Source organism: Streptomyces sp. NPDC028910 (genome assembly GCF_055564955.1).
On sequence record NZ_JBVHVF010000017.1, the window covers coordinates 1 to 25,526 of the forward strand.

Sequence of the window (25,526 nt, forward strand, 5' to 3'; positions counted from 1 at the left end):
GTCTCCTTCGACATCGACGCGAACGGCATCATGCACGTCACGGCCAAGGACCTCGGCACGGGCAAGGAGCAGAAGATGACCGTCACCGGCGGCTCCAGTCTGCCCCGGCAGGACATCGACCGCATGGTCCGCGAGGCGGAGCAGCACGCGGAGGAAGACCGCCGTCGCAAGGAGGCGGCCGAAACCCGCAACCAGGGCGAGCAGCTCGTCTACCAGACCGAAAGGCTGCTGCGCGACAACGAGGCCAAGATCCCGGCCGACGTCAAGACCGAGACCGAGACCGCGATCGGCGAGCTGAAGGAGACGCTCAAGGGCGAGGACACGACCGCCATCCGCAACGCGACACAGCGCGCGAGCACGGCCGCCCAGAAGATCGGCACCGCCCTCTACGCCGACAGCCAGGCGGCTGCGGGCGGCGGCGGACCGGCACCCGGCACCGAGCCGTCAGGAGAGGACGAGGGAGTCGTCGACGCCGAGATCGTCGACGAGGAGACTCCGAAGGGAGACGCGCGATGAGCCGTCCGACATCCTTCGACGGGCCGCGAAAGCGGACACCGCCCATCGTCGTCCGGGACAAGCGGCGCATCGACCCCGTCACGCTCCAGCTGAGGGCAGCCGAGAGCAGCGCTCCCCCACCGGCCGAGCCACGCGCCGAGGAACCGGGCCCTCCCGGTACACCCGGCGCGGGCGGCCCGGCCGCGGCACTGGAGACACAGCTCGCCGAGCGCACCGCTGACCTTCAGCGTCTGAAGGCGGAATACGACAACTACCGCAAGAGGGTCCAGCGGGACCGTCTCGCGATACGCGAGATCGCCGTAGCCAACGTCCTGGGAGGGCTGCTGCCCGTCCTCGACGCCATCGACCGGGCGCGCGAGCACGGGGAAGAGCACGGTGGACTCGACCCCGGCCTGCTGGCGGTCGCCGACGCGCTGGAAACCCAGCTCGCCACCCTCGGCCTCCAGGAAGTCGGAACCCCGGGAGAACCCTTCGACCCCACCCGCCACGAAGCGATCTCCTACCGGCGGTCCGACGAGGTCGACCGGCCGACCTGCACCACCGTGCTCCGCCCCGGCTACCGCGTCGGAGACCACCTCCTGCGCCCGGCCCAGGTCACGGTCAGCGAACCACCGGAGAGGCGCGCAGCGGATGGCTGAGCGTCCGGCCCGCGCACCGGGTTGGGCTGCGAAGGTGCCTTAGGCAGTAGAGGTGGGCATACCTTCCATACTTCTCGTCATCGCCTGGTTCGCTTTGGGTTGGAGGGATCCCGCAGTGAAGTCTCCTAGTAATCCAAAGTCCGGCCGCCTGCGGACCCAAGCCGGTCGGTCGGGTGGAAAGCCGTTGGTACCGGAGCCGACGGAAGCGTGGGCGATGGGAATGGTGATGGCGGCGACGCCCTGCTCGGCGCGGGAGGCGAAGCAGATCCTGGCGGCTGCCGCCGAGCTGGCTCATGTCGAGGTCGGGGAAATGGCGGCGGCGATGGTCGCGGGCTCGCGCGGCGTACCCGTACCCGCGCAGGTGGAACGGGCCCTGCGCAGAGCTGTGGAGGCCGCGCGCACGCCACGGTCGCCGACGCCCGCGCCGCGGGTCGGCATCGCGCCCAGCCGGCCGAGGACGGAGGAGGTCCTGACGCGGCTGCGCGCCTGCCAGATCCGACTGGCCGCTGCTCCCACGGACCCGGACGCCCTGCGTGAGATGGACGACGTCACCTACACCCTGTGCGTCCTCATGGGTCGGGCGACCGCGGCCGACGCGCTCCAGGCGGCGGAGCACCACCTGGCCCGGTCAGCGTAGAAGAGAAGGGGAGAGTCGGCCCGGCCGGCGACTGCGGCTGGCCGCGTGCCCGCTGTGGCTCACCGCCTGGCCGTCGCGGACGGTTCTCGGAGGGCCGGAGCGGCCCGGTAGGTGCGCCGCTCCGGCGAAGCTCCAACAGCCCTGACGCGGCCGGGGTCATTCTGGGATGTGCGCCCCTCCCCGGGTGTCGGATCAGGTGTGCAGTCGGCTGTTGGTTCCGTCGATCCCGTCGGCGTGGTCCTCGTTGAACCAGTAGTCGCCCGCGGCCAGATACCGGAAGGAGTGGACGCTCTTGTCGGGCAGGGCGACGGTGACGGCTCGCATGCCGTCGCCGCGGGGCTCAAGGGTGTGGGTGCCGGGCTTCCAGTCGTTGAAGTCACCGACGACGCTGACCGGGCCGGGCGGCGTGTCGGCGGGCAGGACGAAGGTGACCCGGGCACGGTCCTTGAGCTGCTGGCGTTCGAGCATTGCGAAGCTCCTGAGGTCAGGGGGTGGTTGTCTCGGCTCATCCTCGTGCCCGGGCCCACGACCGGCACCCGCACGGGGGCCGCTCGGGTGCCGACGTCACCCGAGCGGCACTGCGGGCCGGGAAGGAGGAGTCAGGGGCTCGTGGGGCTGGTTTAGCCCTCGCTCGGACGGACAGTTGCCCCTGAGGAGGCCCGCCGCCTGCGCGATGCGACAGACCGTGCGGCCTCGCTCATCGGAGACCGGCGAAGGAGGCATGATGATCACCCACGAACGACTGGTCGAGGAAGTCGCCGCTCGGGCGCATCTGTCCAGTACGGACGAGGGTGCCCGGGTCGCCCGGGTCACGCTGGCCGCCCTGACGCACCGCCTGACGATGCCGCAGCGCCGACGCCTGCGGGAGGTGCTGCCGGAGCAGGAGCGCGACGCCGCGTACGCCATCGTTCCGCCGGCCGACGGCGGTATCACGGAGCTGTCCCAGGAGATCGCCCGCAATCTGGAGACTCCGCCCGAGCGTGCCCTTGCCCTGGCACAGGATGTGTACTCCTACGTCGCGGAGGCCGAACCGGCCCTGGGACAAGAACTGCAGGACACCCTGCCGGTCGAGTTCTCCGGGCTCTTCTCGATGCCGCAGGCGTTCCAGGAGGGCAAGAACGCGGGCTCGCGCGGGAGTGGTTGAGATCGAGGGAGCCCTGGTTTAGGCCCCGCCGGGCCGGATAGGCGCCTGGCAGGGAGTGGCCCGAATACACAGGGCTTACTCCTCGGGTTTCACTCCCTGTCACAGATGTGGGAGGTGTTGGAGATGGCATTGCCGATCTGGCGTGGAGCGGGCAGTGCTCTGGAGCCCATGCGCTCGGGCTGGGGAGCCTTGGACCCCTTCCGGGACTTCGAGAACATGTGGGATCAGATGGGCCGGCTCCTGGAGCAGGCAGCTGTCCCGACCGGCAGCGGGCCGTGGGCTCCCATGGCCGAAGAAGAGGAGACGGAAGACGCGTACATCGTGCGCATGGAACTGCCGGGAGTGCCCGCCGAGAACGTCGACATCGAGGCCGACGCGAACGAGATCAGCATCAGCGGCGAGGTCACCGAGGAGCACCGCGGCAAGGTCCTGAGCAGGCGGACCGGCAAGTTCTCCTACCGCACCAGCCTGCCCGGTCCCGCCGACACCGAGCACTGCGAGGCCGACCTCAGCGAGGGCCTGCTGACCCTTCGCATTCCGAAGTCGGCCGAGAACAAGCGGCGCAGGATCGCGCTGCGGGGCAAGGAGTCGGCCCCGGGCTGACGCGCTGATGACGCGATGGCGCCGGGACGGAATCGGAGTCGGAGGCGGCTGTTCGATGCCACGGTCATCGCGCCGCATGCTCTGCCTGTTTCCAGGTTCATATCTGGTAAAGCAGCCATGCCATGAGCCTGTCGAGCGGATCCCCGTACGACGGCCATGAGCCGGCCGGCGGTCGCGGGGACGGCCGTGGCGCTGATTCCGCCGTGGATCGCACACGCACCGGTATCCGTACCGAACGGTCCGAACGGCTGCCGGCGGGTGGCTGCCTGCGCGCGCGTTCGGCGTCGTAGGTGGCCCGCCGCAGGGGATCGTGCAGGACCCGGTAGGCGTCGATGACCTTCGCGAGGTCGGCATCGGCTGACGGCCCGCCCGGCCCCAGGCGCACGTCAGGATGCAAGGCTCGAATGAGGCCGCGGTAGGCGCTGGTGATCTGCTCGGGGGAAGCCGCCGCCCGGACTCCGAGATCGGCGTAATAGTCGCGCGACGGGCGAGAGTCGTCCATTGCTCTCACCTCCGGGACATCCGGAACCAGCCGTTTCTGTCACCTGTCATAAAACCTGCGTGCGATGTTGTCAAGGTCACCCCGCGAGGGGTATATCGATTACGTGGCCCACCGGAGTCGAAAGGGGGCGAAGGAGATGATCACCGATCTGGCATTGGAACGCGTGGAATTCACGTGCGGCCGGTGCTGGCACGACTGGAGCGTCGATTACGACGTCCAGCAGTACAGCGACGACGAGGGCGGCATCTGGGAGTACTTCTCCCGCGACGGCGTCCCCGTGCCCTCCCCGTACACCCCCGCCGGCGCCTCGCCGTGCCCGGTGTGCGGTCGGCATTGGGTGGGCCGGCTCCTGGCCCGCAGGCTCATCCCAGCGGCGCCCGGAGCCGCCGGCACGCCGCGCGAGAAGATCACCGACGGGGCCTGGCACCGGCCCGAGCGGCGCAACGCGCCGCTCCTGGGCGCCACCGCGCACACCCAGCCGCAGTGACAGCCCCGCGGGAAAGGCGCACAGGGGCCGTCCATGGCCACGGCGGGCGGTGCGTGTAGCCGTCGGCCGGACGGGCAGACGCCCGCCATGAGGACCGTCGGCCAGCGGCGCCACACGGACGACACGGACGCATCCGGACCCTTGCGGGGCCGTGTCGCCGTGGTCACCGGCTCCGCGCGCGGCCTCGGCGCGAGCTTGGCGTACGCGCTGTCCCGGCGCGGCGCACGGCTCGCCCTGGTCGGTCTGGAGGCGGAGCGGCTCGGTCGGCTGGCCGCGGATCTTCCCGGCCCCGCGGCCCACTGGGCTGCCGACGTGACCGACGCGGACGCACTCGCGGCGGCCGCCGAAGCCGTCCGGCACACCCTGGGAGAGCCCTCCGTGGTCGTGGCCAACGCCGGTGTCGCCCTCGGAGGATCGCTGCTGGAGTGCGACACCTGGACGTGGCGGCGGGTGGTCGACATCAATCTCGTCGGGAGCGCTCTGACGGCGCGCTGCTTCCTGCCCGGCCTGCTGCGCACCCGCGGCTACTTCCTCCAGGTGGCCTCCCTGGCGGCCCTCGCACCCGCGCCGCTGCTCACGGCGTACTGCGCCTCCAAGTCCGGCGTGGAAGCCTTCGCGCACGCGCTGCGGGCCGAGGTCGCACACCGGGGCGTCGGTGTCGGCATCGCCTACCTGAGCTGGGCCGACACCGGCATGATCCGCGAGGCCGACGCGACCGCGGTCTTCCGCGAGCTGCGGGCCCACCTGCCCTGGCCCGCCTCCGTCGTCCACGACCCCGCCCCCTTCGTCCGCGCCATGGTCCGCGGCATCGAACGCCGGTCGGCCCACGTGTACGCACCGCCCTGGCTGCGCGGTCTGCAAGCGGCGCGTGCCTGCCTGCCATCGGTCGTGGCACACCGCTCCCGGCAGGTCCTCGCCGAGCGCCGCGATGGCCCCCTGCCGCCCACCGGACTGCTCGGACCCGGCGGCGCCACCGCCGCCCTCTCCCGGACGGCTGCGCCGGGATCCTCCGGGCAGCCGGACCAGAACCGACACCCCCGCCCCGGGGAGGAACCATGGCCGTACGACACCACCTGATCCACGCCGCGCCGCGCGAGGTGTGGGCCGTGCTCAGCGACGGCACGCGCTACGCCGACTGGGTGGTCGGCACCAGCGACTCGCGCGTCGCCCGCGGCCTGTGGCCCGAGCTCGGCTCCGCCATCGAGTACACCGTCCGGATCGGACCGTGGACCGGTTCGGGCACCACCGTCGTCCGGCGGGTGAAGGCCCCCGACGAACTGGAGCTGGAAGTCGACAGCGGCCCCGTCGGGACGGCCCGGGTAGCGATCGAAATCCGCTCCTGGGGCGAGGAGTCCCTGGTCATCATGGACGAACACCCGCTGCGGGGGATGGGCGGCACCCTCCACAACGCCGCACTCGACGCACTCATCCAGCTGCGCCACCGCGACATGCTCGGACGGCTGGCGAAGGTCGTCGAGGAGTCCGCCGGAGCCGGCGAACGCGAACGGGTCTGAGGACGAGGTGAAGGGACCGGCCGCGCCCGCCCCGGAGGTATGCGCCCATGGTGCACCCCGAGAACCCGCGGAAGAACCACCCGCGCATGCCGGTGATCGGTTCGCTCGACGAGCTGACCGGTCTCATCGCCCGCCGGACGGGCTGGTACGTCCGCTGGTCGATGGGACCGGAAGCCGATCTTCCCGCACTCGCCAGTCGCGATGACCTCACCGGAATTCCGTTGCCCGGGCTGTCGGCGAGCCCCCTCGACGTCGAGCCCTGGTGGGGCGAACGCCCGCTACGGCTCTGGGCCGCCCGGCGCCTGTACGACTACGCCCACCTGCCGCGGGTCAAGGACCGCCGAGTGCGCCCTTGGCTGCTGCTCGGCAAGGAGAACGGGCGCGGCCCCGACAACGAGCCCCTGGTCACCGACGTCGAGCCGATGGGGTGGATCGACCAGGCAGTGATCGAGGAGGCCACGCAGGAGATCAAACGGCAGCGCGGCCCCTGGGGCCCCCTGGACCGGAGCCCTCGGCACGGGCGTCCCCCGTAGGCCCGTGCCCGTGAAGACACCCGCCGGCGCTGGTCCACTCGGGCGGCATCGCTCGCCCTGCGGTGCCGGGACCGCTGCCCTCGGGTAGGGAAACGAGTGGAAAGCACCGTTTTCTCGCAGTCCGCAGTGCTTGGAGGATCTTCATGGACGCGATCGTGCTCCTGCGCGACGACCACAAGACGGTCGAGAAGCTGTTCAAGCAGTTCGAGAAGACCGCGGACGAGGACACGGCCGAACGGCGGCGGATCGCCGACCAGGTCGTCGAGGAGCTGACCGTCCACGCCTGGATCGAGGAGCAGATCTTCTACCCCGCCGCCCGCGAGGCCGCGCCCGACACCACCGACCACATCCTGGAGAGCATCGAGGAGCACCATGCGGTCGTCTGGATGCTGTCGGAGATCAAGGGGATGGACCCCGCCGACGAACGGTTCAAAGCGAAGATGAGCGTCCTGATGGAGAACGTCCGCCACCACGTGGAGGAAGAGGAGAAGGAGTGGTTCCCGGACGTCCGCAAGGCCATGGGACGCAACCGGCTCGTCGAGCTCGGTGAGCGGCTGGAAGCGGAGAAGCCGAAGGCGCCGCGGGATCCGCTGGCCACTCCCAGCGCCGGCAGCCGATGACCTCGGGAGTCCGACCGCGCCGGGTGGCTCTGCGGACGGCCGGTGCCGGGGCCCTCGCAGGCGTGCTCGGGCTGCTCTTGCCGGGCTGCGGGGCGCCCGGGGCGCGCGCGCACGGTGCGCGGGACGCAGGCCGTGCCTTCGAGCAGGCGCTCGCCACCCGCGACTACGCGGCAGCGTGCGACCTGCTGGCTCCTGAGACCCGCGCCCAGCTGGAGGAGGACGAGGAGCAACCGTGCGCGAAGGCGCTGGAGGGCCAGGACCTGCCGGTGTCGGGAGCCGTGAACGGCGCCGAGGTCTACGGGCGCCAGGCCCTGGTCCGCGCCTCCGGGGAGACGCTGTTCCTGTCGCAGTTCACCGGGGGATGGCGTGTCGTCGCGGCAGGGTGCACGCCACAGGGGGACAAGCCCTACCAGTGCCTCGTGAAGGGCGGCTGAGCATGCGGGGTCTCTTCATTGCCTGCCTGGTCGTGATCGTGGGCGGGCTGGCGTACTTCATCGCGATCGGGGCGATGCACCGGTGAGCGGGAGCGGGAGCGGGCAAGGCCAGCGGCAGCGGAACGGCAGCTTCTGGAGGGACAACAGCCTCACCCTGGCCTTCGGCACGGGGTTCCTCCTCGTCCTCGTGGGACAGGCCTGGGCCGGCCACGCCGAGTTCAACCAGCAGCTCGCCGACGACGGGCTCCAGCGGATCAGCCTGGGCGAGTACATGATGTCCTCGGACTTCGCCGTGGACGTCACCGAGAACTGGCAGTCGGAGTTCCTGCAGTTCTTCCTGTTCGTCTTCGGCACCGTGTGGCTGGTCCAGCGGGGTTCACCGGAGTCCAAGCTGCTCCACAAGGCCGGCACCGAGTCCGACCGCGAGCAGCGCGTGGGCGATCACGCGCGAGAGGACTCGCCGCGCTGGGCCCGCACGAAGGACTGGCGTCAACGGGTGTACTCACGCTCGCTGGGCCTGGTCATGGGCGGGCTGTTCGCGCTGTCCTGGCTCGCCCAGTCGATCTCGGGCGTGGCCGCCTACGACGAGCAGCAGCTGCGCCAGCTGCAGGATCCCGTCGGGTGGGGTGCCTACCTGGCCCTGCCCGATTTCTGGAACAGGACCCTGCAGAACTGGCAGTCCGAGCTCCTGGCCGTGGCGGCCATGGTGATCCTGTCCGTCTACCTGCGCCAGCGGGGGTCGCCGGAGTCCAAGCCGGTCGGCTCCGCCCACACCTCCACGGGTGTCGAAGGCTGACGGCCGCAGGCTACCGACCGGGGGCCGCCCGAACACGCCGCCGCTTCCGGTACCGCGAGGGGTGCGGCCCCCGTCGCGGCCGTGGTGGCCAGGCCGCACCCCTCGATTCGAACGTACCCCCGTACCGCGCCCGGGCGCTCGTACGGGTGGCAGGTCTCTACCGGTGACAGGTCTAGGGGACAGCTCTAAAGGGTGTGCCCTTGAGCGGCCAGCCACCTGTGCACCGCTGCCTTGTCGGCGACGCTGATACGGGCCGGACCCGGGGAATCGGGCTTCTTGTCCGCGTTGAAAGCGGTATCGGTGACCCGGGCCGTGACCCAGTCGGCGAGTTCCCGGGCGGCCTCGGATGACAAGCGGCGCTGCTCCCACCCCCGTCTGTGCTCCTCGGCGGTGGGTGAGCCGCTGCGCGCCGCCTCTGCCAGCCACACCGGCACGAGGCGTTCGACGATCTGCGCGTCGGTCGAGGGCGAGGGGTCTCTCTGGGTACCGGTCATGGTGCAAGAGTGACCTGCGGGCCCGATCGCCACGCACGGGTTCGGCCATACGGCCGACAAGGGCGCGTCCCCGTTCGGAGCCGAGGAGATGCGCGCTGATTCGGGTGCCCGCACCATGGGCTTGGCATCACACCGTCGATGAAGGGTTCTGCCATGCCCCGTGGATCCAGCTCCAAGCGCGAGCGCCAGTACGAGCACATCAAGGAGTCCGGCGAGGAGCGCGGTATGTCCGAAGGCCGCGCGAAGGAGATGGCCTCCCGCACCGTGAACAAGGAACGTGCCCGGTCGGGAGAGAGCAAGACGGCCAGCCGCAGCTCCACCCAGGGCAAGTCCGCCTCACAGCGGGGCGGCCAGAGGTCAGGAGGCGGCGGCTCGTCGGAGCGCACCAAGGACGAGCTCTACGAGGAAGCGAAGAAGCGTGGTATCGAGGGCCGCTCGACGATGACCAAGCAGCAGCTCAAGAACGCCCTCGGCCGCTGATCTCACCGCGCTCATCGCCCGGCCCCGAGCGATCCGGCCCGAGTCCGGCCGGCCGGCGAGAGCTCGTGGCCGTCACCGCGCCCCGTCCGCCCTGGCAGAAGGACTTCTCCCATGGCCCGTCCGTCATCCGCGGATTCGGCGCCCCCCGCACGCAGTGTGGGGGGAGCCGGCCCATCCCACCAGGTACGGGCCCGCCATCGGAAGGGCGCACCCGGACATCCGTCATGCCTGATGCGGTAGTGATCGGCGCCGGACCCAACGGGCTGGTCGCCGCGAACCTGCTGGTCGACGCCGGGTGGAGCGTCGAAGTCCTGGAGGCACAGGCGGAGCCCGGCGGCGCGGTCCGCAGCGACCGCGGCGTCCACCCCGACTACGTCTCGGACCTCTTCAGCGCCTTCTACCCCCTGGCCGCCGCCTCCCCGGTCATCGCCCGTCTCGACCTCGCCGCGGAAGGGCTGCGCTGGAGCCACGCCCCGCGCGTGCTGGCCCACCCGCTGAGGGACGGGCGGTGCGCCGTACTGGAGCGCCGCGTGCAGGAGACCGCGGCCGGGCTGGCCCGGTTCGCGGCGGCCGACGCGGACGCCTGGCAGAACATGTACGAGGTGTGGAGCCGTGTCGGCCCGGACCTGGTGCACGCCCTGTTCACGCCCTTCCCGCCGGTCCGCTCCGGGCTCCGCCTGGCCGCGAAGCTCCGCGCGGCCGGCGGCCTTCGGCTGGCCCGGAACCTGACTCTGCCCGTACGCCGCCTGGGCGAGGAGGAATTCGCGGGGGACGGGGGCCGGCTCCTGCTGGCCGGCAACGCCCTGCACGCCGACCTTGCTCCCGAGGCCGCCGGCAGCGGCGGCTTCGGCTGGCTGTTGTCGATGCTCGGCCAGAGCCACGGCTTTCCCGTTCCCGTCGGCGGGGCCGGCGCGCTGACGGCCGGGCTGGTGAGCCGCCTCCGGCGCCGCGGCGGCGTCCTGCGGTGCGGGCAACGCGTCGTGTCGGTCACCGTACGGGGCGGCAGGGCCGTCGGGGTCACCACGGACGGAGGGGAGAGCGTCGGCGCGCGGCGGGCCGTGCTGGCCGACGTGTCGGCGCCGGCCCTGTACCGAGACCTCGTGGGCGAGGAGCACCTTCCCTCCCGCCTCCTGCGGGACCTGGACCGCTTCCAGTGGGACTTCGCGACCTTCAAGGTCGACTGGGCGCTGACGGGCCCCGTGCCGTGGACGGCGCCGCGAGCCGCCGGCGCGGGGACGGTCCACGTGGCCGACGGCCTCGACGGCCTGACCCGCTTCGCGTCCCAGATCGCCATGGGACTCGTACCGGACGAGCCGTTCACCCTGTTCGGCCAGATGACCACGGCGGATCCCAGCCGCTCACCCGCCGGCACGGAATCGGCGTGGGCCTACACCCACCTCCCGCAGCACATCAGGTCCGACGCGGGCCCGGACCGCATCACCGGCACATGGGACGCCCGGGAACAGGCGGCCATGGCCGACCGGATGGAAGCCCAGGTGGAACGCTACGCGCCCGGCTTCCGCGCGCTGATCGGCGCCCGCCGGATCCTCGCCCCCACCACCCTCCAGGCGATGAACGAGAACCTCCACAACGGCGCCATCAACAACGGCACCACCGGCCTCCACCAACAGACGATCTTCCGCCCCGTACCGGGCACCGGCCGCCCCGAGACCCCCGTCAAGGGCCTCTACCTCGCCTCCGCGGCCGCGCACCCCGGAGGAGGCGTCCACGGCGCGCCCGGCGCGAACGCGGCCAGGGCCGCGCTGCGCCCCCACCGGCTGCGCACCCTCCTCCACCGCGCTTGAGCCCAACGCATCTGAGCCCAACGCATCTGAAGGGGGCCGCCCAGGTCGCCGGCCCGGCGGGTCAGCCCGGCCAGGTGCCCGTCAGGCGCCTGGTGGCGACCGCGCCGGACCGGTCGACGGCGGCCTTGACCACGGCGAAGATCGCGCCCTGCAGGGCGGCGGCAATCAGGATCTCGCGCCAGGACCGGTGCTCGTCCGTGGCGTCAGGAGCGTTGTCCTCTCCTTGGATCGCCTTCCACGCCTGCTTGAAGACGGTCCCCGCGATCATGCCGCTGACAGCGCCCAGCGCCAGCCCGACCGGCTTGTACGCGACTTTGGACGCCTTCACTTGTGCCTCCGGTTGCGACGCACCAGCAGGAACACGATCAGGGCGGCGCCGGCCGCGAGCAGCGGGGTGCGGTTCGTACGCGCCACGGTCGCGGCTCGACCGGCCTTCTCGAGCAGCGGGTCGGGGGTCTTCTCCGCCGCCAGGTGGCCGGCGCGGGCCGCGGTCTCGCGGACCTGCGCGGTGGCCTGGGCGGCCCGGTCCAGGACCGGGTCGGGGGTCTTGTCCTTCACGAGGTGCGCGGCCTGTTCCGCCGTCTCGCGGATCTGGTGGGTGACCAGTGCGGCCGTCTGCGCGGCATGCTCCTTGACGGCGGCGGTCTTCTCCTTCGCCTGGGACTTGACGTCGGCCTTGGCCGCAAGGGCTTCGACGGTCTGGCCGAGTTCGTCGCGGGTCTGCTCCACCTGCTCCCGCAGCTCTTCGGGCGTGGGCGAGCCGGTGTCGGAACGGGACTGGTCGGTCATCGGTGTGCCGCCTCCTTGATTTCGGCCACGTCGGCCTTGACGCTGTCGATGGTCTGCTGGGGGGCGGGCGCGCCGGCCTTCGCGAGCTGCTTCTTTCCCGCCAGGGCCGCCCCGGCGGCGGCAACCGCCAGCACCGCGGTGAGGATCAGGGCCGAAGCCCACAGCGGCACCACCAGGGCCAGAGCGGCGATACAGGTGGCGACCAGCGCTTGCGCTGCCAGTACGCCGAGGAGACCTGCTCCGCCGAAGAGGCCGCCGCCGAGTCCGAACCGCTTTCCCTTCTGGGTCATCTCGGACCGGGCCAGCCGCATCTCCTCGCGGACCAGCTCCGAGATCTGCTGAGTGGCGCGCGAGACCAGCACGCCCACCGGTTCCTCTGGGGGCTGGGTCTGGCGCTCAGTCGTGCTCACGATTCCTCACCTTTCCTCACCGTGGCTGTTTCGTACCGGCCGGACCGGGGTCCGGCTGCGGGCGAGGTACACCGCTGTCACACCGCGACTACCCAGGAAGGGCGAGACCACCCACCCGGGAGCCGGCCCGTCCCGTCACGGTGTGTCGTCCCCGCCGATACGGCGGCGTTCCTCCTCACTCCACGCACGCGTGTCGCGGGGCCGGACGTAGGGCTCCTCGTCCTCGGGCAGGCCCCCGGCGATCGCGCGCTGGCGGGCCATCTCCGCGTCGAACTCCAGTCCGAGCAGGATGGCGAGGTTGGTGATCCACAGCCACACCAGGAAGACGATCACGCCGGCGATGGTCCCGTACGTCTTGTTGTACGAGGCGAAGTTCGCGACGTAGAAGGCGAAGCCCGCGGAGGCGATCATCCAGATCAGCAGGGCGAGGAAGCTGCCCGGTGTCACCCAGCGGAACCCACGGCCCTTGGTGTTCGGGGCGGCCCAGTACAGCAGCGCGATCATGATCGTGACGAGCAGGACCAGGACCGGCCACTTCGCGATCGACCACACCGTCAGCGCGGTGTCACCGATCCCCAGGGCCGTGCCGACCTGCCGGGCCAGGCCGCCGGTGAAGACCACGATCAGGGCACTCGCGCAGGCGAGGAGCATCAGCGTGACGGTCAGGGCCAGGCGCAGCGGCAGGACCCTCCACACCGGGCGGCCCTCGGGCATGTCGTAGACGGCGTTCGAGGTGCGGATGAACGCGGCGATGTAGCCGGAGGCGGACCAGAGCGCGAGGAGCACACCGACGACCGCCAGCAGCGATCCGGCGCCGCCGCGGCCCTGGAGCTGCTGCACGGCGTCGCTGATCACGTCCCGGGCCGAGCCGGGAGTCAGCTTCTGCAGGTTGTCCAGCACCTGCGTGGTCGCCGACTCACCGGCGATGTCCAGCACGGACAGGAGCACCAGGAGGGCGGGAAAGACAGCCAGCACCCCGTAGTAGGTCAGGGCCGCCGCACGGTCGGCCAGCTCGTCGTCCTTGAACTCCTTCACCGTGCCCCGCAGCACCGCCCGCCAGGAACGTCCCGGCAGTTCGGAGAGCTGGTCCGGGGCCCGTTCCTCGACCTGCTCATCCGGTCCCGCACCGGCATCGCGGCCGGTGTCCCCACGCTCGTGTTCGCCGTCTTGTCCTGGCTTCGGTGTGTGCGTCATACCCTGCGGCTTTCCACCCCGGCGGCACTCATGTCAGCGGAGCGCCAGGAAATGAAGTCCCCCGGTCGGATCCCGATACCGCCGGTCGCCCGCGCAAACTTCGTTCGGGGCAAGATCACTGCATCGAGGTAATGACGGCGTTTTCACAAGGTCAATTGGGCGCACGGACCGTTACTGTTCCCGGGGATCTGGACGGATTCCCGGATGTTCGCCCTCATTTCTCCTCTTTCACACTGATATGCACGGACGCCGATCGCCGCCTTACGAAGGAGAGCTCACCCCGATGACCGTTGACACCAGCCCGGAAGCGCAGTTGGAGCCGCCCCGGCAGTCCAGTCTGGGCACGTCGGCCGCCCGCAACCTTGCCACCACGACCAAGTCCGCCCCGCAGATGCAGGAGATCACCTCCCGCTGGCTGCTGCGGATGCTCCCCTGGGTGGAGACCAAGGGCGGCACGTACCGGGTGAACCGCCGACTGACCTACACCGTCGGCGACGGGCGCATCGAGTTCGTCCAGGACGGTGCCCACGTCCAGGTGATCCCGCGCGAGCTCGGTGAACTGGCCCTGCTGCGCGGCTTCGAGGACGAGGAGGTGCTGACCGCGATCGCCGGCCGGTGCGTCCAGCGCGACTTCCGTGCCGGTGAGGTGCTGGTCGAGCGCGGTACGCAGGCCGAGCAGATCCACCTCATCGCCCACGGCCGGATCAGCCAGACCTCCGTCGGCAAGTACGGCGACGACATCGCCGTCGCCGTGCTCGCCGACGGCGACCGGTTCGGCGAGAACGCCCTGCTGGACGCCGACGCCACGTGGGACTACACCGCCACCGCCGATACCGCCGGCACCCTGCTGACCCTCTCCCGCGCCGACTTCGCCGCCATCCAGGCCACGGCGCCGCACCTCCAGGCCCACATCCAGCAGTTCAGCTCGCTTCCCCATCAGCGGCAGAACCGTCACGGCGAGGCCGAGATCGCGATGTCGGCCGGCCACACCGGCGAGGCCGAGCTGCCCGGTGCCTTCGTCGACTACGAGCTCAAGCCCCGCGAATACGAACTCTCCATCGCGCAGACCGTGCTGCGGATCCACACCAGGGTCGCGGACCTCTACAACGGGCCGATGAACCAGACCGAGGAGCAGCTCAGGCTCACGATCGAGGCGCTGCGCGAGCGCCAGGAGCACGAGCTGGTCAACAACCGGGAGTTCGGCCTGCTCCACAACGCCGCCTTCAAGCAGCGGATCCAGACCCACTCCGGCCCGCCCACCCCGGACGACCTCGACGAGCTGCTCTGCCGCCGCCGTGGCACCCGGCTCTTCCTCGCCCACCCCCGGACGATCGCGGCGATCGGGCGTGAGTTCAACGCCCGCGGGCTCTACCCGGACCACGTCGACGTCGGCGGACAGCAGGTCCCGGCCTGGCGCGGGGTCCCGATCCTGCCCTGCAACAAGATCCCCATCAGCAAGGAGAACACCAGCTCGATCCTCGCCATGCGAACCGGCGAGGACAACCAGGGCGTCATCGGTCTGCGCCAGACCGGTCTGCCGGAGGAGTACGAGCCGGGCCTGTCGGTGCGGTTCATGGGCATCGACGAGAGGTCGATCATCTCCTACCTGGTCACGACCTACTATTCCGCCGCCATCCTGGTGCCCGACGCCCTCGGCGTGCTGGAGAACGTACAGATCGCCCGCAGGCGCGACTAGGGGTGTTCCCCTAGCCCCTGTCCGACGGCCACGAGAGCCCGGAGCTTCCCGGGCCGGCCGAGTGTGCCCGGGATCCGGGACAGCCCACCCCACTCTCCAAGGAGCAACGGATGCCCGATCCTGGGCCTTCCTCTCTGCAGTCGAGCCTGCCCGCCGCCGCGGCCCACTTCGGGGCCCCCGTCCTCGCCCACGCCGTCGCCCACGCCTCCGGCGTCGAAGCCGCCGTCGGCGACGACGGTGCGGGTGGCGACCTGCTCGTCCAGCCCCTCCCGGAGGGCGCTGCCGCGGTGAAGCAGCTGAGTCCCGCCCTCGAACGGATCCTGCGCGGTCCCAGTGGTCTGGGCACGGCGAGCCTGCACCTGGCCCCGCGCGAGGAGCCGCCGGCGCCCGAGCCGCCGGTGGCGGGCCATCCGATCCCGGGCCTCTATTACCACCCCGTGCCGGAGCCCGATCCGGCACGGGTGGAGGAGGTCAGCCGCCGGATCAAGGCCTGGGCGCTGGACGAGGTCGACCTCTACCCCGAGGACTGGGAGGACCAGTTCGACGGATTCTTCGTCGGGCGCTACATGGTCGCCTGCCACCCGGACGCCCCCACCGTCGAGCACCTGATGCTCGCCACGCGGCTGATGGTCGCCGAGAACGCGGTCGACGACTGCTACTGCGAGGACCACGGCGGCTCGCCCATCGGCCTCGGCGGACGCCTGCTGATGGCACACACCGCCCTCGACCCCCTCCACACGACGAAGGAGTACCAGCCGGAGTGGGCGCAGTCGCTCCATTCGGACGCGCCCCGGCGCGCCTACCGCTCCGCCATGGAGTACTTCCTCCAGGAGGCCAGCGCCTCCCAGGCCGACCGGTTCCGGCACGACATGGCCCGTCTGCACATGGGGTACCTCGCCGAGGCGGCCTGGGCGCAGACGGAGTACGTCCCCGAGGTGTGGGAGTACCTGGCGATGCGGCAGTTCAACAACTTCCGCCCCTGCCCCACCATCACCGACACCGTCGGCGGCTACGAACTGCCCGCGGACCTCCATGCACAGCCCGCCATGCAGCGGGTCATCGCACTGGCCGGGAACGCCACCACCATCGTCAACGACCTCTACTCCTACACCAAGGAACTCGCCAGCCCCGGCCGGCACCTGAACCTGCCCGTGGTGATCGCCGAACGTGAGGGCATCTCCGACCAGGAGGCCTACCTGAAGGCCGTCGAGGTCCACAACGACCTCATGCACGACTTCGAAGCCGAAGCCGCCGCCCTGGCCGCCGCCTGCCCCGTCCCGAGCGTGCTGCGCTTCCTGCGGGGAGTGGCCGCGTGGGTGGACGGCAACCACTACTGGCACCAGACCAACACCTATCGCTACAGCCTGCCCGACTTCTGGTAAGGATGGACTTATTCGTGACCAGCACCGATCTCACCACCTCCGCCGACACTGCCCCCGACACCTCCATGTTCATCCCCTCGCCGGTGACGCCCTACCAGGGGGACATCGCCCGTTACTGGGACCACGAGGCACGGCCCGTGAACCTCCGCCTCGGCGACGTCGACGGCCTTTACCACCACCACTACGGCATCGGCGACGTCGACCACGCCGCCCTCGGCGACGCCGAGGACAGCGCCTACGAGAAGAAGCTGATCGCCGAGCTCCACCGCCTGGAGTCGGCGCAGGCCGAACTCCTCCTGGACCACCTCGGGTCCATCGAGCGCGACGACACGCTCGTGGACGCCGGCTGCGGCCGCGGCGGCTCGATGGTCATGGCCCACCAGCGCTTCGGGTGCAAGGTCGAGGGCGTCACCCTGTCCGCCAAGCAGGCCGACTTCGCCAACCACCGCGCCCGCGAACTCGGAATCGACGACCACGTTCACGCCCGCGTCTGCAACATGCTCAGCACGCCCTTCGAGACCGGCCAGGCCGCGGCCTCGTGGAACAACGAGTCGAGCATGTACGTCGACCTGCACGACCTCTTCGCCGAGCACTCCCGCGTCCTCGCGGTCGGCGGCCGCTACGTGACCATCACCGGCTGCTGGAACCCGCGTTACGGCCAGCCCTCGAAGTGGGTCTCCCAGATCAACGCGCACTTCGAGTGCAACATCCACTCCCGCCGGGAGTACCTGCGCGCCATGGCCGACAACCGTCTCGTACCCCAGGCCATCATCGACCTGACTCCGGCGACCCTGCCCTACTGGGAGCTGCGGGCCACGTCTTCCCTGGTCACCGGTATCGAAGAGGCGTTCATCAACTCGTACAAGGACGGCTCCTTCCAGTACGTCCTGATCGCAGCCGACCGCATCTGACCGGCCGCAGGCCGGCCGGCCGCCGGCCGAAAGGGCCGGGCCCGTCACCCGACGGACCCGGCCCGCGTGCTGTCGTTCACTTGCGCCAGATCTTCCGGTACGCCTCGCGGTAACCGGACGGATCCCATGAGGTGGCGCCGCCGCTGTTGTCGGCCGTCGTGATGTGGACGGGGGCCACGTAGCCACTGGCGGGCCGGCCGGCGAAGGCGCGGTTGAACTCGTCGACGATCTGCCAGCCCTGCTGGGACAGCGGCTCGGGGACGGTGGCGGCCTGGAACTGCCCGCTGTTGATCCGTTGGAAGGCGGAGGGGTCCCCGTCGCCCGCGCCGATGTTGAAGGGCGGTCCGGAGCCCGGTTTGCCGGCCGCGCGGAGGGCCGGGGCCGCGTCGGCGAAGTACAGGTCGTTGATGGCGACGGAGTAGGTCCACCTGTTCTGGAAGCGTGAGAGGAGGGAGGACACCGCCTGGGGGGTGCGGCTGCTCGCGTCCGGGATGGGGATGTTCTCGTACGTCAGGAGTTTCACGCCGGGACAGGTGGCGAGCTCCCGCTTGATCAGATCGGCCTTGTTCTTGGCGAACGGGATCGAGTCGTCGGTGAACAGGACCACCCCCGCGGTGCCGTTGGACCGGGCGATGATCCAGTCCGCGCTGATCCTCGCCACGTCCTCCACCTTGGTGGTGATGTTGGTGAAGAGTCCCGAGCTCTCGCTCGGGCCGGGCGAGTCCACCGCGTGCCAGCCGATGACGGGGATGTCCGCCGCTCGGGCCGCCGCCACTTGTCGTGAGGTCAGAAGGGGGTCGAAGCCGCCGATGACGATGCCCGAGGGCTTGAGGGTGATCGCCTGGCTGAGCGCCGCCTGGATGCCGGCGGGGGTGCCGTCTCCGTCGATCACCCGGACCTTCCACCCGATGGTCCTCGCGGCTTCCTGGACGCCCTTCGCGACGCCCGCGACTCCGGGGTTGGTCATGGTCTGCGCGACGTAGACGATGTTCCTGCCGGACACCGCGGCGGGGCCGCTGGTGGGACCGTTCCACGAGACGTCGCTGTTCTCGGCCTGCTGGACGGCCGTCCTGGCCTTCGTGAGGGCCGCGGGGCACTCCGCGTTCGGCGGCCCGGTACCGCTCGACGGGCCGCGCGCGCAGCCGGTGAGCAGGGCGGCGGCCGCCGTCAGCAGGGCGGTGGCTGTGCGGGTGGTCCTGCGGTTCGAGTACACGGTGCTCCTGACGCGGTGCGCGTACGAGGTGTTCTACGGACGGCCGTTCTCCGCCGGTGCGGCCGAGGGCTCCGCGAGCGACCGGCGGGTCGCGGTGGCGCCGGTGCGCAGCCGGCGGCGCGCGGAGTAGCCGGCCAGGCCGACGGCGATGAGCAGGGTGCCGCCGTTGAACAGCGGCGTGGCCCAGAACTGCGCGCCGAGCTGGCCGATCCCGGCGAGGCCGATGGCGAGGACGGCGACGGCCACGAGCGTGCCGAGGGCGTTGGCGCGGCCGGGCCTGATCGTGGTGGACCCGAGCAGGGCGCCGACGAAGGCGGGCAGCAGATAGTCCAGCCCGACGCTGGGGTTGCCGGTCTGCTGCTGGGCGGCGAGCAGGACCCCGGCGAAGCCGACGACCAGGCCCGATCCGGCGAAGGCGTACACGGAGTACCTGCGCGTGGGGATGCCGATGATGGCGGCGGCGCGCGGGTTGGAGCCGATGACGTACAGGTAGCGGCCGAGCGGTAGCCGCTCCAGCACCAGCCAGAGGGCGGCGGCCACGGCCAGGACGTAGAACGCGGTGACCGGCAGGCCGAGGAACCGGGAGTCGTAGACGCCGGTGAAGGAGGCGGGCAGGCCGTCCGGGCCGGGCACGATCCGGGAGCCCCCGGTGACCCATCCGGTGACGGCGTACATCATGCTGCCCGTGCCGAGCGTGGCGATGAAGGAGTCGATCTGCCCGAATTCGACGATGACGCCGTTGAGGGCGCCGACCACCGCCCCGGCGCAGACCACCACGAGGCAGGCGAGGGGCCAGGGCCAGCCTCCGTTGACGATGAGCTGCAGCACCATCACGTGCGCCAGACCGAGACCGTAGCCGATGGACAGGTCGAACTTGCCGGTGGCGATGGGGATCGTCGCGCCGAGCGCCAGGATGGCGGGGATCGACTGGTTGGACAGGATGGAGGAGATGTTGTCCCGTGTGGGAAAGGTGTCCGGCAGGGTGAGGGAGAAGACCAGGAACAGCAGGGCGGCGAGGGCCAGCAGGCCGTAGGTGCCGATCGGGTAGCCACGCAGGCGGCCCAGCGGGGACCGGGGCGAGCGGGAGGGGGAGGCGGTCATCGGCTCGTCGCAGCTCCGGTGATGGCGGGCATGGCCGAGGCGGTGCGGGTGAGTTCGGTGACGGTGAGGGCTGCGCCGGTGAGCTCGGCGCCCACGGTTCCGCGGACGAACACCAGGGCGCGGTGGCACACGTGGGCGACCTCTTCGAAATCGGTGGAGATGAGCAGGACCGCCAGGCCGGAGGCCAGGGCGTCGTCGAGCAGCCGGTGGATCGTGGCCTTGGCGCCGACGTCCACGCTCGCGGTCGGCTCTTCGAGGATGAGCAGGCGCAGCTTCCCCCGGAGCCACCGGCCGACCATGACCTTCTGCTGGTTGCCGCCGGACAGGGTGGCGATCGGGACCTCGCTGTCGCGGGGACGCACCGAGAACCGGTCGATCAGGGCGGTGGCCTCCACGCGCTCGCGCCGGGGGGCGATCCAGTGCAGCGCCGGCGCACCGGCCGCCCGGGGATTGGCCAGGAAGTTCTCCCGTACGGTCAGTTCGGCGGCGCAGCCCTCCTCCTGACGGTTGCCCGCCACGAAGCCGACGCCGGAGTCGAGGGCGGCGGCGACCGTACGGGGGTGGTACGGCCGGCCGTCGAGCAGCGCCCGTCCGGCGAGGATCGGCCGGGCGCCGGCGAGGGCGCGGCCCAGGTCCCGGTGGCCGGCGCCGGTCAGCCCGACCATGCCGAGGATCTCGCCGGCCCGCAGGGCCAGACTGACCGGGCCGGTGGACGCGGTCCGCACCGCGTCGAGGCTCAGGAGGGGCGGGCCGCCCGCGGCGGGGGGTGCGGCCGGCGCGTAGCCGGCCGGTTCGCGGCCCACGATGGCCCGCACGAGGCGGGCCGGGCTGTGTCCGGCGAGCTGACCCCGGTCGACGAGACGGCCGTCGCGCAGGACGGCGAAGGTGCCGGCCACCTTGTAGACCTCGTCGAGCCGGTGGCTGACGTAGAGGATGCCGTGCCCCCGGTCGCGCAGGGCGTGCAGTACGTCGAACAGCCGGGCGCAGTCCGCGGCGGGGAGGGTGGCGGTCGGCTCGTCGAGCACGATGAGCTCGGCCCGTGTCGCCAGGGCGCGGGCGATGGCGACCAGCGAGCGCTCGGCGGGGGCGAGGTCGGCGATCGGGGCGTCGGCGTCCAGGTGCCCGGCGACGATCCGCAGGGCCTCCTCGCAGCGTGTTCGGGTCTGCCGCCAGGAGATCAGTCCGCGGCGGCGCGGATAGCCGGTGCCCAGGGCGATGTTCTCGGCCACCGTCATCCACTCGACGAGGCCGAGATCCTGGTGGATGAAGGACATGGTCCGGGTGGCGGCGTGGGAGCCGAGCGGATGCCCGGCCACCGTCACCTCGCCCCCGTCGGCGTGGTGGACCCCGGCGAGGATCTTGATGAGGGTGGACTTCCCGGCACCGTTGGGGCCGAGCAGGGCGAGGATGCCGCCCCGGTGGATGTCGAGGTCGACCGCGGCCAGCGCGAGGGTGCCGCCGAACCGCTTGCCGAGACCGCGCACGCGGAGGAGGGGTTCTGCGCCGCCGGAGTGCGGGGGCGGGCCCATCGAGGTGCCGGGAGCGTCGTGCACGGGCTTCTCCGGGGGTCGGCCTCCGAGTTCCTTCCCGACTGCATCGTGATTCTATGCCGACTTGTTGCTATCTGTCCGGTATTTGGCTTGCCCGGATGCGCCGGTCACGGGTCGTCAAGCCGCATCCAGGGCGAACTCGGCCCAGATGACCTTGCCGTCGGTGGTGTAGCGGGTGCCCCAGGCCTGGGCGAGCTGTGCGACGAGGAACAGGCCGCGGCCGCCCTCGTCGGTCGTGGCCGCGTGGCGCATGCGGGGGGCGGTGCTACTGGTGTCGTACACCTCGCAGATCAGGGTGCGGTCGTGGATGAGGCGTACCCGGATGGGCCCGGCGCCGTAGCGGACGGCGTTCGTGACCAGTTCGCTGAGCAGCAGTTCCGTGGCGAACGCGGACTCGTCCAGCCCCCACCGGCTCAACTGGCCCACGGCGGCGGCGCGGACGTCGCAGACGCGGGCCGGGTCGGCGGGCAGGTCCCACGTGGCGATCCGGTCGGGGGGCAGGGCGTGGGCGCGGGCGACGAGGAGTGCGATGTCGTCGCCGGGGTGGTCGGGTGCCACGGCGTCGAGGACCGCCTGGCAGGTGTCCTCGGGCGCGCGGTCCGGGTGGGCCAGGACACGGCTCAGGCCGTCGAGGGCCACGTCGAGGTCGCGGTGGCGGTCCTCGATGAGTCCGTCGGTGTAGAGGACCAGCTGGCTGCCTTCGGGGAGGTCGATCTCGACTGATTCGAAGGGCAGGCCGCCGAGGCCGAGAGGGGGGCCGGCGGGCAGGTCGAGGAGTGTCACGGTGCCGTCGGGGCGTACCAGCGCGGGCGGAGGGTGGCCGGCGCGGGCCAGGGTGCACCGCTGGGAGGTGGGGTCGTAGATGGCGTACAGACAGCTGGCGCCGACGATGCCGGTGCTGCCGACGGCGGGATGGTCCCCGCCCTCCTCCCGGTCCAGGCGCACCATGAGGTTGTCCAGGTGGGTGAGGAGCTCGTCCGGGGCGAGTTCCAGCTCGGCGAAGTTGCGGGCGGCCGTGCGCAGTCGGCCCATGGTGGCGGCGGCGTGCAGTCCGTGCCCGACGACGTCGCCGACGAGGAGGGCGACGCGGGTGCCGGACAGGGGGATGACGTCGAACCAGTCGCCGGCGACTCCGGACTCGGCGGGCAGATAGCGGTGGGCGACCTCGACGGCGCTCTGTTCGGGGAGGCCGCGCGGGAGCAGGCTGCGTTGCAGGGACAGCGCCAGGGTGTGTTCGCGGGTGTAGCGGCGGGCGTTGTCCATGCAGAGGGCGGCGCGGGCGGCGAGCTCCTGGGCCAGCGCGCGGTCGTCGTCCCCGTAGGGAGCGGGGTCCTGCGAACGGTAGAAGCTCGCGATGCCCAGAAGGACGCCGCGGGCGAGCAGGGGGACGGCGATGAGGGAGTGGATGCGGTGCGCGAGGAGCAGCTCGGCGTGCTCGGGGTCTTGAGCGATCCAGCCGAAGGCGGCCCTCAGGTCGGGTTCCAGTACGGGCTGCCCGGTGGTCAGACAGCGCATGTGGGGCGTGGTCGGGCTGAGGCTGACCTGCCGGCCCACCGGATAGAAGGGGCAGTCATCGCGGATGCCGTGGACCACCGTACGGTGCATTTCGGTGGCGGGGTGGGCGGACTCCTCGCCGCGCAGCACGGCCTCGGGCAGGTCGATGGTGACGAAGTCGGCCAGCCGCGGTACCGCTGTCTCGGCGAGTTCCCACGCGGTGCGGCCCACGTCCAAGGTGGTGCCGATGCGGTTGCTGGCCTCGGCCAGCAACTCCAGGCGGCGCCGGGCGGCGACGGCGTACTTCCCCACCTCGGGCTCGCCCACCAGCACCAGCCCCCTGACCGTGCCCGGAGCGTCGTCGCCGGTGCCGGGCGCACCGGGAGCGCGGGCCGCCGTCGGGACCGGGCCGGGGGGTGCGGCGGCCCGGGGACGGCGCCTGGGGGGCGGGCCGGCCGGGGCCGGGGCCGGGGCAGGGGCGGGGGCGGGGGCGGGGGAGGGGGCCGGGGCGTGCCGTGTGTCCTCGTCGGGGAGGAGTGCCTCGACGACCACACCCTCCACCCCGGAGGGGCTCGTCACGGGACGGCTCACCAGGGTGACCGACCGGCCACGGGACAGGGACACCTCGGCGGCAGCCCGCCGGGCCGAGGACATCAGCTCCGTGGCCTTCTCCTTGAGGGTCGTCTGATCGCTCTGCTCCAGCTCGCTCTGGAGCAGGTCGTCCATGGAGACCGGCTGCCCCTCGCGGGCATCGTCGCCGTGCACGACCCGGTTCTCGGCGTCGAGGTACGCCTGGAGCAGGCCGCGCTCCCGCGCCGAACTCTGTTCCATCAGCCGTCGTTCGATGGCTTCGGCGGCCCTGCGTACCAGGGGGACCAGCGCCGGGCTCGCGTCGGTGTAGGGATAGCCGAGGCACAGGACGCCCTCGATGTGGCCACTGAGCTGGTCACGAACGGGAATTGCGGTACAGGCGCTCGACTGGGACCGCTCGGCGAAGTGCTCGGCGCCGTAGACCTGGCAGAGCCGCCTTTCGGCGAGCGTGAGACCGATCCCGTTCGTCCCCGCGACATGCTCGGCGAACACGAAACCGGGAACGGTCTGGATCGCGGCGAGCCGCCTGACCATGGACTTCTCTCCGAAGCGGCGTTCGAGCACCGTGCCGAGTCCATCGGCGAGGCAGATGTTCATCCGGCTGCCCGCGAAGAGGGCCTGCAGCCGGTCCAGCACGGGCCCGGCGGCGCGGACGAGCCGGCCGTCCGGGTCGAAGTCCTGCGTGAAGGGAAGATCGGTCTGGTCCGGTGACAGCCCCAGCAGCCGACTGCGCTGCCACGAGCTCAGGATGGGACTTCTCACGCTCCCCTCGACCGACTCGCCGTGCAGGAACCGGTCACGGGAACGCACGGGGCCGATGCGGTCTCCGATGGCCCCCATCTGCACCACTTCCCTCACCGGAACGCTCTCGATCGCCCGGTTTGAGTATATTCCTCACATTTTGGTAGAGGGTGTGAGAGCGGGGCTCGCGGCGGCCCCCGCGGGTCCACGGACCCCGTCCTCGGCATCACAAGATCGCGACCGGGTTGACGGGCGAGCCCGTTCCGCCGGGGACGTTCAGCGGTGCCACGACGATCATGAACTCGTAGCGCCCCGCCTCGGCGCAGGCGGCGGAGAGTGTTTCGAGGTCCAGGTTGTCCAGCAGCGGTACCCCCATGGCCGAGATCGCCAGCGCGTGTACCGGGGAGTGCAGGCCCTCGACCGGAGACGGCCGTACGTCGCTGTCCCCGTCGCCGCCGAGCAGGGCAACGGCCCGCTCGGCCAGCAGCGGCACGGCGTCCACGTGCCAGCCCGCGCTCGCCGCGTCGGGGTTCCAGGGGCCGGTGTCCCGGCGCCGGCGGCAGTGGCCGGAGCGCAGCAGCACCGCGTCGCCGTCCGCGATCGTCACGTCGAGTGCCTTCTCCGCGAGGAGGAGGTCCCGGGCGTGCACCGCACGCCCGGGTTCCAGCCAATCGACGCCGAGAACGGCGGGCAGGTCGAGGAGTACGCCCCTGGTCACGAGGGGGCCGAGCGCCGCCACCGCGCCGAAGCGGGCGCCCGCGGCGTCGATGACCTCGTGCGCCGCCCGGCCGTCGAAGAGTTGCCCTCGGTAGGCGATGTGTGACAGCGCGTCGAGGTGGCTCACGCCCTTGCCGTGATAGTCCACGGCAAGGAAGTCCTTGTAGGTGGACGGTTCCGGGGCCTCCACGTCGCCGAGGTCGGACATGTAGTGCAGCGCGGGCCTTGCGTTGTCCGGGCCGGGTCTGGTGTCCCAGGGCCGCCCCATCGGGACGACCGTGCCGGAGCGGACGAGGGCGGCGGCCCTGCGCACGTGGTCCGCCGTCACCCTGTTCCAGGCGCCGCGGTCGGCCGCGGGCCAGCGGCCCCACGTACGGACCGCCTCGAAGAGTGCGTCGAACTCCTGGCGGGAGACGGCGGGCCCGTTGCCGGGAACGGCCGGCGGCGGGGGGCCGGGGACATCGGCGGGGTCACTGCTCATGTGTCATCAGCGCTCCAAGGTTCGTAGGGCTGTGCCCTCCCCGCACAGTGAAC

At 71.4% G+C, this 25,526-nt stretch carries 29 protein-coding genes; 17 read left to right on the forward strand and 12 right to left on the reverse strand.

Going from position 1 to position 25,526, the window contains the following annotated elements; genetic code table 11:
* The 3 genes from ACZ4TV_RS20725 to ACZ4TV_RS20735 all read left to right on the forward strand — a co-directional run.
* On the forward strand, positions 1-516 hold a 516-nt coding region (locus ACZ4TV_RS20725), incomplete at its 5' end, for an Hsp70 family protein (RefSeq protein WP_468136155.1).
* Complete coding sequence (gene grpE, locus ACZ4TV_RS20730; protein WP_468136156.1) at positions 513-1,154, forward strand: nucleotide exchange factor GrpE; 642 nt, start codon at positions 513-515, stop codon at positions 1,152-1,154. The genes ACZ4TV_RS20725 and grpE, both read left to right, overlap by 4 nt.
* Positions 1,155-1,380: 226 nt before the next feature.
* Positions 1,381-1,791 carry a DUF5133 domain-containing protein gene (locus ACZ4TV_RS20735; RefSeq protein WP_468136157.1) on the forward strand — a complete coding sequence of 137 codons (411 nt, stop codon included), beginning with the start codon at positions 1,381-1,383 and terminating at the stop codon, positions 1,789-1,791.
* 192 nt (positions 1,792-1,983) lie between these two features.
* Here the strand turns inward: ACZ4TV_RS20735 and ACZ4TV_RS20740 are convergent, their stop codons facing one another.
* Positions 1,984-2,259 carry an isoamylase early set domain-containing protein gene (locus ACZ4TV_RS20740; protein ID WP_468136158.1) on the reverse strand — a complete coding sequence of 92 codons (276 nt, stop codon included), beginning with the start codon at positions 2,257-2,259 and terminating at the stop codon, positions 1,984-1,986.
* A 253-nt stretch (positions 2,260-2,512) separates the two neighbouring features.
* Between ACZ4TV_RS20740 and ACZ4TV_RS20745 the strand changes: the two genes are divergently transcribed.
* Entirely contained in the window at positions 2,513-2,935 is a 423-nt protein-coding gene (locus ACZ4TV_RS20745; RefSeq protein WP_468136159.1) for a DUF2267 domain-containing protein, read from the forward strand.
* A gap of 123 nt (positions 2,936-3,058) precedes the next feature.
* Positions 3,059-3,538, forward strand: a complete 480-nt coding sequence (locus ACZ4TV_RS20750; protein ID WP_468136160.1) for an Hsp20/alpha crystallin family protein — start codon at positions 3,059-3,061, stop codon at positions 3,536-3,538.
* A 97-nt stretch (positions 3,539-3,635) separates the two neighbouring features.
* Here the strand turns inward: ACZ4TV_RS20750 and ACZ4TV_RS20755 are convergent, their stop codons facing one another.
* Entirely contained in the window at positions 3,636-4,040 is a 405-nt protein-coding gene (locus tag ACZ4TV_RS20755; RefSeq protein ID WP_468136161.1) for a DnaJ domain-containing protein, read from the reverse strand.
* 136 nt (positions 4,041-4,176) lie between these two features.
* Between ACZ4TV_RS20755 and ACZ4TV_RS20760 the strand changes: the two genes are divergently transcribed.
* The 7 genes from ACZ4TV_RS20760 (at position 4,177) to ACZ4TV_RS20790 (ending at position 8,424) form a co-directional block, all read left to right on the forward strand.
* Positions 4,177-4,527 carry a hypothetical protein gene (locus ACZ4TV_RS20760; RefSeq protein WP_468136162.1) on the forward strand — a complete coding sequence of 117 codons (351 nt, stop codon included), beginning with the start codon at positions 4,177-4,179 and terminating at the stop codon, positions 4,525-4,527.
* A gap of 87 nt (positions 4,528-4,614) precedes the next feature.
* Positions 4,615-5,604 (forward strand): SDR family oxidoreductase, encoded by a 990-nt coding sequence (locus ACZ4TV_RS20765; RefSeq protein ID WP_468136163.1) that lies wholly within the window; start codon positions 4,615-4,617, stop codon positions 5,602-5,604.
* Positions 5,583-6,041, forward strand: a complete 459-nt coding sequence (locus ACZ4TV_RS20770) for an SRPBCC family protein (RefSeq protein ID WP_468136164.1) — start codon at positions 5,583-5,585, stop codon at positions 6,039-6,041. The genes ACZ4TV_RS20765 and ACZ4TV_RS20770 overlap by 22 nt, the downstream gene beginning before the upstream one ends.
* A 47-nt stretch (positions 6,042-6,088) precedes the next feature.
* Positions 6,089-6,574, forward strand: a complete 486-nt coding sequence (locus ACZ4TV_RS20775) for a DUF6098 family protein (protein WP_468136165.1) — start codon at positions 6,089-6,091, stop codon at positions 6,572-6,574.
* Positions 6,575-6,717: 143 nt separating this feature from the next.
* Positions 6,718-7,194, forward strand: a complete 477-nt coding sequence (locus tag ACZ4TV_RS20780) for a hemerythrin domain-containing protein (protein WP_468136166.1) — start codon at positions 6,718-6,720, stop codon at positions 7,192-7,194.
* Positions 7,195-7,217: 23 nt separating this feature from the next.
* Positions 7,218-7,628 (forward strand): hypothetical protein, encoded by a 411-nt coding sequence (locus tag ACZ4TV_RS20785; RefSeq protein ID WP_468136167.1) that lies wholly within the window; start codon positions 7,218-7,220, stop codon positions 7,626-7,628.
* 82 nt (positions 7,629-7,710) lie between these two features.
* Positions 7,711-8,424 carry a DUF6766 family protein gene (locus tag ACZ4TV_RS20790; protein WP_468136168.1) on the forward strand — a complete coding sequence of 238 codons (714 nt, stop codon included), beginning with the start codon at positions 7,711-7,713 and terminating at the stop codon, positions 8,422-8,424.
* A gap of 185 nt (positions 8,425-8,609) precedes the next feature.
* Here ACZ4TV_RS20790 and ACZ4TV_RS20795 read toward each other — a convergent pair whose 3' ends face one another.
* A complete protein-coding gene (locus tag ACZ4TV_RS20795) occupies positions 8,610-8,918 on the reverse strand; it encodes a hypothetical protein (RefSeq protein ID WP_468136169.1) in 309 nt (102 codons plus the stop codon).
* 153 nt (positions 8,919-9,071) lie between these two features.
* Between ACZ4TV_RS20795 and ACZ4TV_RS20800 the strand changes: the two genes are divergently transcribed.
* Together ACZ4TV_RS20800 and ACZ4TV_RS20805 are read left to right on the forward strand one after the other, a co-directional pair.
* Complete coding sequence (locus tag ACZ4TV_RS20800) at positions 9,072-9,398, forward strand: plasmid stabilization protein (protein ID WP_468136170.1); 327 nt, start codon at positions 9,072-9,074, stop codon at positions 9,396-9,398.
* A gap of 224 nt (positions 9,399-9,622) precedes the next feature.
* Positions 9,623-11,203: a phytoene desaturase family protein gene (locus tag ACZ4TV_RS20805; RefSeq protein ID WP_468136171.1), complete on the forward strand. Its 1,581-nt coding sequence runs from the start codon at positions 9,623-9,625 to the stop codon at positions 11,201-11,203.
* Positions 11,204-11,264: 61 nt separating this feature from the next.
* Here ACZ4TV_RS20805 and ACZ4TV_RS20810 read toward each other — a convergent pair whose 3' ends face one another.
* The 4 genes from ACZ4TV_RS20810 to ACZ4TV_RS20825 all read right to left on the reverse strand — a co-directional run bounded on the left by ACZ4TV_RS20810 (position 11,265) and on the right by ACZ4TV_RS20825 (position 13,596).
* A complete protein-coding gene (locus ACZ4TV_RS20810) occupies positions 11,265-11,531 on the reverse strand; it encodes a DUF4235 domain-containing protein (protein WP_468136172.1) in 267 nt (88 codons plus the stop codon).
* Positions 11,528-11,992 (reverse strand): DUF3618 domain-containing protein, encoded by a 465-nt coding sequence (locus tag ACZ4TV_RS20815; RefSeq protein ID WP_468136173.1) that lies wholly within the window; start codon positions 11,990-11,992, stop codon positions 11,528-11,530. Before ACZ4TV_RS20815 ends, ACZ4TV_RS20810 begins: the two co-directional genes overlap by 4 nt.
* Positions 11,989-12,402, reverse strand: a complete 414-nt coding sequence (locus tag ACZ4TV_RS20820) for a phage holin family protein (RefSeq protein ID WP_468136174.1) — start codon at positions 12,400-12,402, stop codon at positions 11,989-11,991. The genes ACZ4TV_RS20815 and ACZ4TV_RS20820 overlap by 4 nt, the downstream gene beginning before the upstream one ends.
* A 135-nt stretch (positions 12,403-12,537) precedes the next feature.
* On the reverse strand, positions 12,538-13,596 hold the full coding sequence (locus tag ACZ4TV_RS20825; protein WP_468136175.1) for a YihY/virulence factor BrkB family protein: 1,059 nt from the start codon (positions 13,594-13,596) through the stop codon (positions 12,538-12,540).
* A 283-nt stretch (positions 13,597-13,879) separates the two neighbouring features.
* Between ACZ4TV_RS20825 and ACZ4TV_RS20830 the strand changes: the two genes are divergently transcribed.
* The 3 genes from ACZ4TV_RS20830 to ACZ4TV_RS20840 all read left to right on the forward strand — a co-directional run bounded on the left by ACZ4TV_RS20830 (position 13,880) and on the right by ACZ4TV_RS20840 (position 17,585).
* Positions 13,880-15,292: a family 2B encapsulin nanocompartment shell protein gene (locus tag ACZ4TV_RS20830; RefSeq protein ID WP_468136176.1), complete on the forward strand. Its 1,413-nt coding sequence runs from the start codon at positions 13,880-13,882 to the stop codon at positions 15,290-15,292.
* 110 nt (positions 15,293-15,402) lie between these two features.
* Positions 15,403-16,674, forward strand: coding sequence for a family 2 encapsulin nanocompartment cargo protein terpene cyclase (locus ACZ4TV_RS20835; RefSeq protein ID WP_468136177.1), 1,272 nt, complete (start codon positions 15,403-15,405; stop codon positions 16,672-16,674).
* Between the two features lie 2 nt (positions 16,675-16,676).
* Entirely contained in the window at positions 16,677-17,585 is a 909-nt protein-coding gene (locus ACZ4TV_RS20840) for a geranyl diphosphate 2-C-methyltransferase (RefSeq protein WP_468136178.1), read from the forward strand.
* A gap of 76 nt (positions 17,586-17,661) precedes the next feature.
* On the opposite strand, the gene ACZ4TV_RS20845 is transcribed toward ACZ4TV_RS20840, so the two are convergent.
* The 5 genes from ACZ4TV_RS20845 to ACZ4TV_RS20865 form a co-directional block, all read right to left on the reverse strand.
* Positions 17,662-18,798: a substrate-binding domain-containing protein gene (locus ACZ4TV_RS20845; protein ID WP_468136179.1), complete on the reverse strand. Its 1,137-nt coding sequence runs from the start codon at positions 18,796-18,798 to the stop codon at positions 17,662-17,664.
* Positions 18,799-18,831: 33 nt separating this feature from the next.
* On the reverse strand, positions 18,832-19,899 hold the full coding sequence (locus ACZ4TV_RS20850) for an ABC transporter permease (protein WP_468136180.1): 1,068 nt from the start codon (positions 19,897-19,899) through the stop codon (positions 18,832-18,834).
* Positions 19,896-21,452 carry a sugar ABC transporter ATP-binding protein gene (locus tag ACZ4TV_RS20855; RefSeq protein WP_468136181.1) on the reverse strand — a complete coding sequence of 519 codons (1,557 nt, stop codon included), beginning with the start codon at positions 21,450-21,452 and terminating at the stop codon, positions 19,896-19,898. Before ACZ4TV_RS20855 ends, ACZ4TV_RS20850 begins: the two co-directional genes overlap by 4 nt.
* Before the next feature lie 114 nt (positions 21,453-21,566).
* Complete coding sequence (locus ACZ4TV_RS20860) at positions 21,567-24,374, reverse strand: SpoIIE family protein phosphatase (RefSeq protein WP_468136182.1); 2,808 nt, start codon at positions 24,372-24,374, stop codon at positions 21,567-21,569.
* 127 nt (positions 24,375-24,501) lie between these two features.
* Positions 24,502-25,473: a cyclase family protein gene (locus ACZ4TV_RS20865; RefSeq protein ID WP_468136183.1), complete on the reverse strand. Its 972-nt coding sequence runs from the start codon at positions 25,471-25,473 to the stop codon at positions 24,502-24,504.
* Between the last annotated feature and the right edge of the window lie 53 nt (positions 25,474-25,526).